At 72.1% G+C, this 12,225-nt stretch carries 11 protein-coding genes; 3 read left to right on the forward strand and 8 right to left on the reverse strand.

Going from position 1 to position 12,225, the window contains the following annotated elements:
• Nucleotides 1-62: 62 nt before the first annotated feature.
• Both P2H44_RS01115 and P2H44_RS01120 read right to left on the reverse strand, forming a co-directional pair.
• Nucleotides 63-404 carry a hypothetical protein gene (locus P2H44_RS01115; RefSeq protein ID WP_275761572.1) on the reverse strand — a complete coding sequence of 114 codons (342 nt, stop codon included), beginning with the start codon at nt 402-404 and terminating at the stop codon, nt 63-65.
• Nucleotides 401-2,581 (reverse strand): OmpA family protein, encoded by a 2,181-nt coding sequence (locus P2H44_RS01120; protein WP_275761573.1) that lies wholly within the window; start codon nt 2,579-2,581, stop codon nt 401-403. Before P2H44_RS01120 ends, P2H44_RS01115 begins: the two co-directional genes overlap by 4 nt.
• A 211-nt stretch (nt 2,582-2,792) precedes the next feature.
• Between P2H44_RS01120 and thrC the strand changes: the two genes are divergently transcribed.
• The 3 genes from thrC to P2H44_RS01135 are packed head-to-tail and all read left to right on the forward strand — an operon-like array spanning nt 2,793 to nt 6,077.
• Nucleotides 2,793-4,187 carry a threonine synthase gene (thrC, locus tag P2H44_RS01125; protein WP_275761574.1) on the forward strand — a complete coding sequence of 465 codons (1,395 nt, stop codon included), beginning with the start codon at nt 2,793-2,795 and terminating at the stop codon, nt 4,185-4,187.
• A complete protein-coding gene (locus tag P2H44_RS01130; RefSeq protein ID WP_275761575.1) occupies nt 4,184-5,461 on the forward strand; it encodes a M16 family metallopeptidase in 1,278 nt (425 codons plus the stop codon). Before thrC ends, P2H44_RS01130 begins: the two co-directional genes overlap by 4 nt.
• Before the next feature lie 7 nt (nt 5,462-5,468).
• Complete coding sequence (locus P2H44_RS01135) at nt 5,469-6,077, forward strand: GNAT family N-acetyltransferase (protein ID WP_275761576.1); 609 nt, start codon at nt 5,469-5,471, stop codon at nt 6,075-6,077.
• Between the two features lie 172 nt (nt 6,078-6,249).
• On the opposite strand, the gene P2H44_RS01140 is transcribed toward P2H44_RS01135, so the two are convergent.
• The 6 genes from P2H44_RS01140 to P2H44_RS01165 all read right to left on the reverse strand — a co-directional run bounded on the left by P2H44_RS01140 (nt 6,250) and on the right by P2H44_RS01165 (nt 11,655).
• Nucleotides 6,250-7,221: a cation diffusion facilitator family transporter gene (locus tag P2H44_RS01140; protein WP_275761577.1), complete on the reverse strand. Its 972-nt coding sequence runs from the start codon at nt 7,219-7,221 to the stop codon at nt 6,250-6,252.
• A 69-nt stretch (nt 7,222-7,290) separates the two neighbouring features.
• Entirely contained in the window at nt 7,291-7,953 is a 663-nt protein-coding gene (locus P2H44_RS01145; protein ID WP_275761578.1) for an acyl-homoserine-lactone synthase, read from the reverse strand.
• 96 nt (nt 7,954-8,049) lie between these two features.
• The gene (locus P2H44_RS01150; RefSeq protein WP_275761579.1) at nt 8,050-8,733 is read right to left on the reverse strand and encodes a helix-turn-helix transcriptional regulator; all 684 of its coding nucleotides are present in this window, start codon (nt 8,731-8,733) and stop codon (nt 8,050-8,052) included.
• Between the two features lie 354 nt (nt 8,734-9,087).
• A complete protein-coding gene (locus P2H44_RS01155; RefSeq protein WP_275761580.1) occupies nt 9,088-9,330 on the reverse strand; it encodes a hypothetical protein in 243 nt (80 codons plus the stop codon).
• Between the two features lie 871 nt (nt 9,331-10,201).
• The gene (locus P2H44_RS01160) at nt 10,202-10,864 is read right to left on the reverse strand and encodes an acyl-homoserine-lactone synthase (RefSeq protein WP_275761581.1); all 663 of its coding nucleotides are present in this window, start codon (nt 10,862-10,864) and stop codon (nt 10,202-10,204) included.
• 59 nt (nt 10,865-10,923) lie between these two features.
• Nucleotides 10,924-11,655 (reverse strand): helix-turn-helix transcriptional regulator, encoded by a 732-nt coding sequence (locus tag P2H44_RS01165; RefSeq protein WP_092859660.1) that lies wholly within the window; start codon nt 11,653-11,655, stop codon nt 10,924-10,926.
• Nucleotides 11,656-12,225 lie beyond the last annotated feature (570 nt).

The raw sequence follows: 12,225 nt of genomic DNA on the forward strand, positions 1-12,225 counted from the left end.
ACCGCGGGGATGACGGACGGGGCAAGCGGGCGCCGCGTTGCAGCGCGGCACGGTTCTCGGTCTCAGCCGGCGCCGCGCAGCGCCTCGATCTCCCGGCGGAGCGAGCCGATGGTGTCCATCGCCGCCTCCAGCTCCGCCTCTCGCTCGTGCAGGGCGCGGGTCAGCTCGGTCTCGACCTCCTCCAACCGCCCGTGCAGGGCGTCGCGCTCGGCGGCGGCTTCGGCGACGAGCGCGTCGCGGGCCTCCTCGGCGTCGGCGAGCTGGCGCATCAGCTCCTGCTGCCGGGCCTCGGCCGCGTCCGGGCGGCGGACGAGCCGGGCCCAGAGCGCATGCAGCGCCCAGCCCAGCGCCGCCGACAGGGCCATGGCGGCGCCCAGCGCCAGCGCCAGCTCGAGGCGCGTCATCCCTCCTCGCCCTCGTCCGGCGGATCGGCCAGCGCCGCGTCCTGGAAGGCGATGCGCCGGTTCAGGGCGCGCCCCTCCTCGGTGCCGTTGTCGGCGATCGGCCGGCTTTCGCCGTAGCCGCGCGCCACCATGCGCGAGAGCGAGACGCCGCGGGCGAACAGCCCCTCCAGCACCGCCTCGGCCCGGGCGCGGGACAGGGCCTGGTTGGTGGACTCGCGGCCCTGGCTGTCGGTGTGGCCGCCGATCTCGACCGTCAGCCCGTCGCAGCGCGCCAGCACCCCGGCCAGGCTGTCGAGCGTGGGCAGGCTCTCCTTCGCCACGCGGGCGGCGCCGGGATCGAACTGGATCGGGTGGGCGTCCACCTCTTCCTGCAACGCGGCGATGCACGACGAGGGCGGCAGCGGCAGCTTCGCGGCGAGCGCGGGCAGGTTCACCGTCACCTCCACCCGCGCGGGCACGCCGATGTCGGCGAACTTGGCGGCGGCCTCGGCGGCCTCCCGCGCGGCGAGGGGGCGGGTCGAGATGCCGTGGACCGTCGCCGCCTCCCCGTCGAAGGCCAGCGACCCGAGCTCCAGCGTGCGCATCACGTCCACGCCCGCCAGCGCGGCGCGCCGCCAGGCGGGGGGCGGGGCGGCCTCGGTCAGCTCCAGGCGATCCTCGACCGCCGCGGCGCCGAAGCGGGCGCGGGCGAAGGCGGCCACCGCGGCGCGCGAGGCCTCGTCCGGGGCCGCGCCCAGCAGCGTCACGCCTTCCGCGCCCAGCGCGACGGAGAACCAGCGCGGGGGCGCAGGCTCGCCCTCCTCGGTCTCCGAGGGGCCGGGGCGCCAGGCGGCGGGGGGCGGCGGCGAGAGATGCAGGACGAAGTCGTCGGGCAGCCGTTCGGCCAGGGCCCGGGCGGCGCGGCCGAAGAAATAGGGCGGGGTCTGCGGCGCGGCGACGAGGCGGGCGTCGGAGTCGATCAGCTCGAACCGGCCCGAGCCGAGCCGGCCCAGCGCCTCGATCCCCGCCGCCACCGCGGCGCCCCAGCGGTCGGAAGGGGCGCCGACGCCGATCCGGCAGACCAGGTCGCCGCGCCCCTCCGGGCCCGGCAGCGCGGCCACCGCGGCCAGCACCGCGGCCCGCTCGGCCACGTCGCGCAGGTCGCAGCCCAGCAGGGTCGGCCCGTCCGGGCCCAGCGCCAGCACGAAGCGGAAGGGGCTGAAGGCGGGCGGCGGGCGGGAGATGTCGAGCAGCAGGGTCGCGTCGGCGGGGGCCTCGGCACGCAGCGCGCGCTCGACCGCCTCGGGGCTTTCCTCGGCCGCGGCGCCGCCGGCCTCCGTCCGCGGCGCGCCCGACAGGGACAGGACGCCCGGCGCGATCTCGGCCCGCGCCGAGGCGAGCCGCGCCAGCGCCCGCACCGCGGCGCGGGCGAGCGCCAGGTCCGCGTCCGAGGGCGGCCGGGTGGAGGGGAGGGTGGCGTCCTGCAGCTCCGGCGCGTCGGGCAGCTCGGCCAGCGCCTCGCGCAGCGCGTCGAGCAGGTCGGGATGCACGGCGCCCGCCACGGTGATCCCGTCGCCGTCGCGCGCCAGCGTCAGCGGCACGTCCGGCGCCTCGGGCTCGGCGGGGGCGAGCTTGGCGGGATCGGGGGCGGACGGCGCGTCGCCGGGGGCGGCCTTGCCGGCCTCGACCGCCTGGGCCGGCGCCGCGGAGGGCACGTCGCCGGCCGCGGCCAGCAGCACCGGCGCGCCGGAGGCCGCCCGCGGACCGCGGCCCGGCAGGGGGCCCACGTCCGAGGCGCGCTCCGCCGGCTCGGCCAGGTCCTCGACCCGCGCGGTGGGGGCGGCGTGGGCGATGGCGGTCAGGGCGGCCTGGCGGGCGGCCTCCTCGGGGAAGCGGCCCTCGAGCCGCAGCACCAGGCCGTCGGCGCTGGCCCAGGCCCAGTCGGCGCCGGCGGCCGACAGCGCGGCGTTGGCGCGGGCGCCGGCCAGCGCCTGCGCCTGGCCCGCCGCCACCCAGGCGCCTGGCCCGATCAGCACCGCCAGCCCCGCGAGCCCCAGCCCGAACGCCGTCCAGGCGCCGCGGGCCGAGATCCCGCCGCTCGGGACCGCGCGGGGCGGGGACGGCGCCTCGGTCGGGGCGTCGTCCATCGCCGCGGGGGCGTCTTCGATCCGGTGCTCGTCGTCGTGGCTGTCGGCCATGCTCTCCGCCGTGTCCGTTCGCCCCCCCGGGTCGCGCGTCGTCCTACCTAGGGCCGCGGGCGCGCCCCGGGCAAGGGGCCGGAAAGCCGCCCGCGGCGCCCAAACCGCCCCGCACCGCGCCCGATTCCCCTGCGCCACGTTGTTTCCCGGCCCTCCATGCGCTAGGGCGGAGCGCCGATTCAGGCAGGGCGCGCAGCGAGGGACCCCACCTGTGAGATACGTCAGCACCCGCGGCCAGGCCCCGATCCTGGGCTTCGACGACGCCTTGCTGGCGGGCCTGGCCCGCGACGGCGGGCTCTACGTGCCCGAGACCATGCCCCAGATCCCGACCGAGGAGATCGCCGATCTCGCCGGCATCGGCTACGAGCGGACCGCCTTCACCGTCATGCGCCCCTTCGTGGGCGACGCGCTGAGCGACGGCGAGCTCTACGGCGCGATCGAGCGCGCCTACGCCTCCTTCGCCCACGCCGCCCGCGCGCCGCTGGTGCAGATCGGCGAGAACGACTGGATCCTGGAGCTGCACCACGGCCCCACGCTGGCGTTCAAGGACTTCGCCATGCAGCTCATCGGCCAGCTGTTCGAGCTGGTGCTGGGCAAGCGCGGCCAGCGGGTGACCATCGTGGGCGCGACCTCGGGCGACACCGGCTCGGCCGCGATCGAGGCGTTCCGCGGGCTCGACGCCGTCGACGTCTTCATCCTCTACCCCCACGGCCGGGTCTCCGAGATCCAGCGCCGGCAGATGACCACGCCGAGCGAGGCGAACGTCCACGCCATCGCGGTCGAGGGCGACTTCGACGACTGCCAGGCGATGGTCAAGGCGATGTTCAACGACCACGCCTTCCGCGACGAGATGAGCCTCGCGGCCGTCAACTCGATCAACTGGGCGCGGGTGCTGGCGCAGGTCGTCTACTACTTCACCTCGGCCGTGGCGCTCGGCGCGCCGCACCGTCCGGTCAGCTTCTCGGTCCCCACGGGCAACTTCGGCGACATCTTCGCCGGCCACGTGGCGAGGCGCATGGGCCTGCCGATCGACCGGCTGGTGATCGCCACCAACCGCAACGACATCCTCCACCGCACCGTCGCCACCGGCATGCACGTGAAGGAGGGGGTGACGCCCACCATCTCCCCCAGCATGGACATCCAGATCTCCTCGAATTTCGAGAGATTGCTGTTCGAACTGCTGGACCGCGACGGGCAGGCCGTGATCAACCTCATGGAATCGCTGCGCCAGCAGGGCGGCTTCGCGCTGCCCGACCAGGCGCTTTCGCGCCTTCGCGAGGAGTTCGACAGCGGCATGGCCACCGAAGACGAGACCCGCGCCACCATCGCCGCGATCCGCGAGGTGACGGGCCAGGTGATCGACCCGCACACCGCCGTGGGCGTGAAGGCCGCCGCCGACGTGCGCGGGAACGCCGCCACGCCGATGGTGGTGCTGGGCACCGCCCACGCCGCCAAGTTCCCCGACGCCGTCGGCCAGGCCTGCGGCGTGCGCCCGGTCCTGCCCGCGCGCCTCGCCCATATCGAACTGGCGCGGGAGCGGGTGACCGTCCTGCCCAACGACCTTGCCGCACTGCAGGCGCATCTGCGCCGGGAGGCCCGCCGATGAGCCGAGCCGGCTCGACCCTGAAGATCGACACGCTGCCCAACGGCCTGCGCATCGCCACCGAGCGGATGGAGGGCCTCGCCTCCGCCGCGCTGGGGGTGTGGATCGGGGTGGGCGGACGCCACGAATCCGCGCAGGAGACCGGCGTCGCCCATTTCCTCGAGCACATGGCCTTCAAGGGCACCGACACCCGCTCGGCCCTCGACATCGCGGTGGCGATCGAGGACGTGGGCGGCTACCTGAACGCCTACACCTCCCGCGAGGCGACCGCCTACTACGCCCGCGTGCTGGGCGAGGACGTGCCGCTTGGCCTCGATCTGCTGGCCGACATCCTCACCCGGCCCCGCTTCGCCGCCGAGGACATCGAGCTCGAGCGCGGCGTGATCCTGCAGGAGATCGGCCAGGCGCTCGACACGCCCGACGACATCATCTTCGACTGGCTGCAGGAGACCGCCTACCCCGGGCAGGCTTTCGGCCGTCCGATCCTGGGCGAGAGCCATCACGTGAAGGGCATCGGCGAGGCGAGCCTGCGCGGCTTCGTCGAGCGCTGCTATGCGCCCGAGCGGATGATCATCGCCGCCGCCGGCGACGTCGACCACGACGCCATCGTCCGCCAGGCGGAGCGGCTGTTCGGCCACCTCCAGCGCCGCGACCTCGCCCCGGCCGAGCCCGCCCGCTTCCTGGGCGGCGAGAAGCGCTTCGTGAAGGACCTCGAGCAGGCCCATTTCGCCCTGGGGCTCGAGGCGCCGGGCTGGAACGCCGACGACCTCTACTCCGGCCAGGTGCTGTCGGTGCTGCTGGGCGGGGGCATGTCCTCCCGCCTGTTCCAAGAGGCGCGGGAGAAGCGCGGCCTGTGCTACACCATCTTCGCCCAGGCCTCGGCCCACGAGGACACCGGGCTGATGACCATCTACGCCGGCACCGGCGCGGGCGAGATCAAGGGCCTGTCGGAGCTGGTGATGGACGAGCTCCACCGCGCCGCCTCCGAGACCACCGAGGAGGAGACGGCCCGCGCCCGCGCCCAGCTGAAGGCCGGGCTGCTGATGGGCCTCGAGAGCCCCTTCGGGCGGTGCGAGCGGCTGGCCCGCTCCCTGCTGATCTGGGACCGCGTCTGGCCGCAGGAGGAGACGGTCGCCCGGATCGAGGCCGTCGACGCCGCCGCCGCCCGCGACGCGGCCGCGCGGATGGCGGGTTCGGGCAAGCTGGCGCTGGCGCTCTACGGGCCCGTGGCGGACACGCCCGACCCCGACGCGCTGCTCGCCCGTCTCGCGGGGTGACGGGGCGGTGCTCCTGCGGCGGCGACCGGCGCTTCGGCTGATCACGCCGCGCCTCGTGCTGCGGCCGCCGTCGATGGACGACCAGATCCCCTGGGCGCGCCTGCGTCGGGAGAGCGAGCCGTTCCTGAAGGAATGGGAGCCGATCTGGGCGCGCGACCACCTGACCCGCAGCGCCTTCCGCAACCGCGTGGTCTGGGCGAAGCGGATGATCGAAGACGGGCGCGGGGCGCCGCTGTTCATCTTCGCCAACGGCGCCGACGATCTGCCCGCGGGCACGCTGGTCGGCGCCATCACGCTCGACAACATCCGCCGCGGCCCGGCCCAGGCGGGCACCGTGGGCTACTGGATCGGCGCCCCCTTCGCCCGTCGCGGCTACATGTCCGAGGCGCTGGCGGCCACCCGCGACCACGCCTTCGGCGCGCTCGACCTCAGCCGCATCGAGGCCGCCTGCCTGCCCGAGAACGCCCCCTCCCGCGCGCTGCTGGAGCGCTGCGGGTTCAAGTACGAGGGCGTGGCGCAGAGCTATCTGCAGATCAACGGCCGCTGGCGCAGCCACGTCCTCTACGCCGCCCTGCGCTCCGACCGCCGCGGCCGCACCGAGCCCGCCCGCGGCTGAGCCATCCGGCTGATTATATGGCTGAAATCCCGCCCGTAGCGCCGTGCCCCAGGCTTGACCCGGGATCTCGCGAAGTCGGCGCGCATCCTGTGATCACATGACGAATTGCGCGCGCCTACCTGCCCCCGACGATCCGTGAGTACGACGTGCCGGCCTGCCGGGCGCACAGTGATCACACAGCCGGGCGCCCCTGCGCCGACGGCGCCCCGCCTTCCCGGGCCTCGCAGGCATCGTCCACATGCTCGATCTCGAGCGTCGCGTGCTCGATCCCGTGCCGCTCGCTCAGCGCGGCGCGGGCGGCGCGGCGCAGGTCGGCGAGGGCGGCGGGGGTCTCGGCGAGGCTGACCAGGTGCGCCTCGAGCGACAGGCGCCGCTCGTCCAGGCGCCACAGGTGCAGGTGGTGGACGCTCGTCACCGCCTCCAGCCCCGCCAGCGTGTCGCGCGCCTCCTCCGCCGTCGGCGCCTCGGGGGCGGCGTTCATCAGGATGCGCACCGTCTCGCCCATCTCGACCAGCGCATGACGGATCACCCAGGCCGAGATCAGCAGCGTCAGCAGCGGATCGGCCAGCCGCCAGTCCCAGACGATGACGACGATCCCGCCCAGGATCACCGCGACCGAGGCGCCGGCGTCCGCGAGGTTGTGCAGGAAGGCCGCGCGCATGTTCAGGCTGTCCTTGGCCTGCGCATAGACCAGCGCCGCCGTGATCACGTCGATCACCAGCGCCACGCCCGCCACGATCACCACCGTCCAGCCCTCGATCGGCTGGGGGTCGAACAGGCGGGCGATCGCCTCCCACGCGAGGTAGAGGCCCACGATCACCAGCGTGGTGAAGTTGATCAGCGCGGCCACCACCTCGGCCCGGGCGTAGCCGAAGGTCATCCGGTCGTCGGCCGGTCGGCGCGCGATGCGCCGCGCCGCCCAGGCGATCAGCAGGGACATCGCGTCCGACAGGTTGTGCAGGGCGTCGGCGATCAGCATCAGGCTGCCCGACAGCACGCCGGCGACGATCTGCACGACCGTCAGCCCGATGTTCACCGCCGCCGCCCAGCCGATCCGGCCGTCGCCGCCGTGCAGATGGCCATGGGCATGCCCGTGGGCGTGACCCTGGCCGTGGGAATGCGGATGTCCGTGGGAATGAGCCATGGCGCGGAGACTAGCGCGCCGGCCCGCCCGCGTCGCGGCGGCGCGTCGTCCCGCCGGCCCGCCGGGCGTTCAGGCCGCCTGCGCCGGCCGCCCCGTCGCCATCGGCGCCACCCCGGCGCCCGGCAGCGGCGAGGGGATCGGCCCCAGCGCCAGCCCCTTCGGCGCCTTGTCGAGGATCGCCTGACGCGCGGCCGGCGAGACCTCCCACAGCCCCAGGCACAGCTTGCGCCGGCCCTTGCCCTGCTCGGCCAGGATCTCCGGCGGCCAGCCGGTGGCGCGGTAGATCCGGCGCATGGGCGCGTCGAAGACCGCCGCGAAATGGCTCAGCCCGAAGCGCAGCGCCACCTCGCAGCCCGCCAGCATCAGCGCGGTCGAGATGCGCGAGGCCGCCGCCGCGCCGCCCGTCAGCCGGGGCGAGACGCAGAAGCGCGTGCTCTCCCACACCAGCGGCGAGACGATCTCGCCCCCCGCCAGGTGCGAGAAGTGGTCGTTGAGCATGGTCGGCTCGGTGGTCGGCATCAGCCGGCCGGAGCCGCCATGGGTGCCGTCGGGCAGCTCGTAGATGCAGTAAAGCGCGCGGTCTCCATCGTATTGATCGCGCTCGCGGCCCGCGGAATCCACGCTCACCGCCCAATCGAGGCGGGAGCGGAACTGTCCCGCCCGGTCGCGGAACATGGTGTCGGACAGCAGGGGGGCGGACACGAGGTCCCTTCCGTAGATGAAACGGATCATGACGGCGCTCCTTGTCGGGGATGCCGCCAGTATTAAGAACAATTTGGATAATGAGCGGTTAAATGATTTGGGCAGCGCGCGCTGCTCAAGTATTCACTAGATCTTAACCGCCCCGCTCTTCACCGCCAGCGCCACGGCATGCACCGCGTTCAGCCCCCCCAGCTTGTGGCGGGCGCTGTCGAGATAGACCCGCAGCGTGCTTTCCGAGATCTTCAGCCGGTGCGCCACCTGCGCGCGGGAACGTCCGGCCGCCATCAGCGCCAGCGCGTCGCGCTCCCGCGGGGACAGCGGCGGCGGCGGCTGACGCTCGACCGCGCCGGTCATCTCCAGCGCCTGGCGGTGGACGTGGTGGGCGATGATCAGCCACTCCTGCGCGGCCTCGGCCAGCAGCAGGGTCCAGCGCCGCTCGGCGCATTGCTTGGAAACGCTGAACATCGCGAACTGGCCGTTGGGGCCGTGGATCGGGACGGTGTAGCCGTGGTTGCCGACGCGGAACTCATGCGCCTCCGACAACAGGCGGCGCACCGGGCGGCCGGACCAATCCAGGTCCTTCCAGTCGATCGGCGCGAAGCCGCCCAGCGAGGCCGTCACCACCGGGTCGAGGTCGCGATATCGCACCTCCTCGTAGCGCTGGTGCCAGGCCTCGGGATAGGTCATCGCGCCGAACTCGTCGCCGCCCCGCGGTCCCCCGAGGTTCAGCGCGTAGTAGATGCAGTTGTCGAGATCGTAGGCCCGCCGCACCGCCCGCAGCAGCGCCGCGAGATCGGGCTGCGAGGTCATCGCCATCGTCCGCTCGACGATTTCTTGAAGCCTGTCCGTCATGAATGGAACGCCGCCCTCGTCGGGCCGGCTTCCCATGGCGCGCGGCGTCGGCGCCACGTCGCGCGGGCAGGCGCGGCCGTCGCCCCTCCAGTGCGGACCCGGAAGCGCGGCCAACCCCGCCGCCTTCGTCTCCTGACGTCAGGGTAGCGCAGGCGGGGCTGGACACAACTCCAAATTGCAAGTCATCACGCAAAACCGCCCCGCGCCCGGGTCCGGGCGCAGGGGGGCGGCCGCCGCGCGACCGAAGTATTCAGGGCGCCGCGCAAGTAAAGCGCGCGGCGCCCCCGGCGGGCCTGCCCGCCCGCCGGAGGGTCAGGCCGGGCCGAAAATTTTTTCGTCGGCGGGGCCTGAGAGGGCTCCGAACAAGGGAATCGGGGCCTCCGAGCGGCGTTTCGGGGGCTGGAGACCGCTTTCCAGCGCCGAATCAGCCGCCCTCAGCTCGGTCGCCGCGACGAGAATCGCGTCGTCCAGCTGCTCGGCGAGCCGCATGTGGTAGTTCCGAATCGCGTACTGCCTCAGGTCCGCCAGCACATCGATGATCCAGTCCTCAGCCATCGTCGTTCCCTTGCCCAGATCCCCGCTCGGCGCCGCCCCGCCAGTCCCCCGACAGGCTCCGAGGAGGCGGCGAGACTAGAGTGCCCGGGCGGCGGGGGCTGCGGCAGTCGCCAATTCCCTCTCCACGGATCTGGCGAGGTGACAGGCGGCAAGGCGTTGGCCTGGCGAGTGATTCTCCTGCCCGTTCGCCGACGGCGTCCGGGGCCGGAGGGTGCGCCGACGGGACCGCTCGTGCAGGAGCGGCCCCGCTGCGCGGTCGCCGCGCAGACCGCCGTGCAGGGCGGCTTGCGCGGGGACCGACCGCCGCCAGGATCCGCCGTGCAGGGCGGAGACGGCGACGGCTGCGTCCGGAAGCCGAAACGTGCGGAACGGCCGCCGGACAGTCGCCCGATCCGCCGGGGACACGGCGGGGTTCGGGCGCGCCCCGGCCCCTGGAGAGGCCGGAGAGGGAAGATCGCAGGGCGACGGGTCCGGCGCGCGGCGCGCCGGCGGGGTCCCGCCGGAATCGACGATCCATTCACTCAATCAATTGACGTTTCATTGCCGGGCGGCGCCGAAGGGGAGGCTGCCGAGGCCCGGTGCGCCCGGTCCGGCGCAAGGGGAACGCCGGAGCCGGTGAGGGGGACAGGGCGGCGCGCGATCGCGTCGCCTGCGGTCGGATCCGTCGCGGGCAGGGGTCTCCGCGTCGGCCGGTCGGGATCAGTCGCGCCTGGGGATGACGCGGGTCGATCCAGGGGAAAGAGCGGGTCCGGGGGGTCCGTCGCCGCCAGGGCCCGAAGGGGGGGCGGGCCGGCGCGTTCGGTTCCCGCCCCGGCCCGCGGGCGCATGCCGTCGCGGACCGGGGGGACTGTCTTTCAGGGAGGGGTCCGGATCAGGCGCCGATGGCGAACTCCACGACCTGGGCCGCCTCGGCGATCTGCTCGTGCTCCTCGACCTTGCGGGCCATGTTGTCGCGAACCTCCTCGGTGCAGGGCCACAGGCCCGCGCAGATCGCCCGACGGTCCTCGCCGGACTTGCCCATCACGTCGGGCACGAAGTCCAGGCCCTTGTAGACGCGCAGCATCGGCTCGTCGAAGACGCCCACGTAGAACTCCAGGCCGAAGCGCAGGCCGATGTCGATGCCGGCGAGCAGCAGCGAGCTCGTCACCTTCATCGCTTCGCGGCGGGATTTCACGCTCGGCGAGATGCACAACCGCGTGATCTCCCAGATGGTGGGCGACTGGATCACGACGCCGTCGGTGAGGTGCGAGAAGTGCTCGCCGATCATCGTGCGGCCGGTGGTGGGCATCAGCCGGCCGGACCCGGCGTGGCTGCCATCCTCGCGCTCATAGATGATGTAGAGGGGCGCCAGCGTATCGTACTGGTCGCGCTCCCAACCGTTTTCGTCAACGGAGACGTCCCACTTCATACGATCCCTAAACTGGGTCGTGCGATCGCGGAACATCTCATCAACGAGAGACGGATACTTGTGCAGTTCGTGAGCGTAGACGAAGCGGATCATGGGGGGATCCTCCTTGGGAAAGACAGTGCCCATGATCTGGCATCGGCTACATGAATAGCCGATGAACCAATTTTGCGATTTCTATGAAAGCATCAAATATTGATGATGCCAGTTCTTACTGCAATTGCGACAGCATGGGGCATGTTCAGACCGCCAAGCTTGTTCCTGGCACTGTCTAAATAAACCCTCAGGGTGTTTTCAGATATCTTTAGGTTCTCCGCGATCTGATTACGGCTCATGCCGGACGAGATCATCGCCAGGGCGTCCCTTTCCCTTGGCGACAACGCGGCGAATTCCTGTTCGTTACGAACGTCAAAGATTTCAAGCACCTTCTGGTGCATGAAGTTCGCTACCAACAGCCAGTCGCTCGCGGTCTCGGCGATGTACCGTTCCCAGACGCGATCGGTGCACGTTTTGTTGATGGTCAGGACGGCGAACTGCCCGTTCGGTCCCCTCACGGGAACCGTGTACCCCTGGTTTCCAACGCCGGCATCCACCGCTTCGAGGATCAGCTTCCGGCGTTTCTTGGGGCTCCAGTCGAGCCGCTTCCAGTCAAGCGGCGTGAAGCTCTGCACAGCTCCGACGACCGTGGGGTCCGCTTCCTTGTAGTTCTCCTCCAGGTATCGCTGCGACCAGTCCGCCCGGTAGGTGATTTCAGCGAACTGGTAGTCCCCGAACGTGGCGCCTCCCCCGAAAGAGACGACCACATACACGACGTGATCGACGTCGTAGACGTCTCGGACAAGATCGGCGAAAAGCCGGATGTCCTCAACTTTCCGGAACTCCGGAAGGCCCTCGATGATGGATTTTATTCGGTCTGTCATCCGCGGAGTCGGCGATTTCGGGCTTCGGAGCGCCGGAGAGTGGCGTACGCCCGAGCATAGCTTCGCCATTCGCTCGACGCCATGGCATCTGAGCGCGACGGGCTGACTCGCGCGCCGTAGGGCGATTCGCCCCCGGCAGGGATGAAAGGCGGCCGGAACGCGTCGACAGGTTGCCGGAACCAACAACGCATATGCGGGGTCAGGAGCCCCCCGCAGGTCCGGCAGGAGACGCCACGCAGGACGCGTCCCGGCCGCAGATGGATGATCCGGTCGCGCGCGCCGGCCGGCGACGGTCCCGTCATGGGGTTGACGGTCGCCGCCAGGGCCCGATGGAGCGGAATACGGGGCTCTGGGGAAAGCCCTTCGTTCCTTCGCCGGCTGGGGAATCCCGGCGTCCATCCTGACGGGGTGGGGTGCCCCCGTCCGCCCCTTGCCGGTCGCGGTATGCAGTCCGGACCTGGCACGCAGTTCTTGTTAGGTTCGAACCCTTCTTCATGGTTGCGCCATGTCGCCCTTTCTAGGCGATCCGGGCGAAACCGAAATTCCCCCGAAATGGTGGGGGGTGGATTT

The organism is Albimonas marina (genome assembly GCF_029223255.1).
GTDB lineage: Bacteria > Pseudomonadota > Alphaproteobacteria > Rhodobacterales > Rhodobacteraceae > Albimonas.

What these genes read in the sequence shown, in the direction of transcription:
- P2H44_RS01115 (WP_275761572.1), bottom strand. Translation starts at nt 404, where the DNA reads ATGACGCGCCTCGAGCTGGCGCTGGCGCTGGGCGCCGCCATGGCCCTG.
- P2H44_RS01120 (WP_275761573.1), bottom strand. Translation starts at nt 2,581, where the DNA reads ATGGCCGACAGCCACGACGACGAGCACCGGATCGAAGACGCCCCCGCG.
- P2H44_RS01130 (WP_275761575.1), top strand. Translation starts at nt 4,184, where the DNA reads ATGAGCCGAGCCGGCTCGACCCTGAAGATCGACACGCTGCCCAACGGC.
- P2H44_RS01140 (WP_275761577.1), bottom strand. Translation starts at nt 7,221, where the DNA reads ATGGCTCATTCCCACGGACATCCGCATTCCCACGGCCAGGGTCACGCC.
- P2H44_RS01145 (WP_275761578.1), bottom strand. Translation starts at nt 7,953, where the DNA reads ATGATCCGTTTCATCTACGGAAGGGACCTCGTGTCCGCCCCCCTGCTG.
- P2H44_RS01150 (WP_275761579.1), bottom strand. Translation starts at nt 8,733, where the DNA reads ATGACCTCGCAGCCCGATCTCGCGGCGCTGCTGCGGGCGGTGCGGCGG.
- P2H44_RS01155 (WP_275761580.1), bottom strand. Translation starts at nt 9,330, where the DNA reads ATGGCTGAGGACTGGATCATCGATGTGCTGGCGGACCTGAGGCAGTAC.
- P2H44_RS01160 (WP_275761581.1), bottom strand. Translation starts at nt 10,864, where the DNA reads ATGGGCACTGTCTTTCCCAAGGAGGATCCCCCCATGATCCGCTTCGTC.
- P2H44_RS01165 (WP_092859660.1), bottom strand. Translation starts at nt 11,655, where the DNA reads ATGACAGACCGAATAAAATCCATCATCGAGGGCCTTCCGGAGTTCCGG.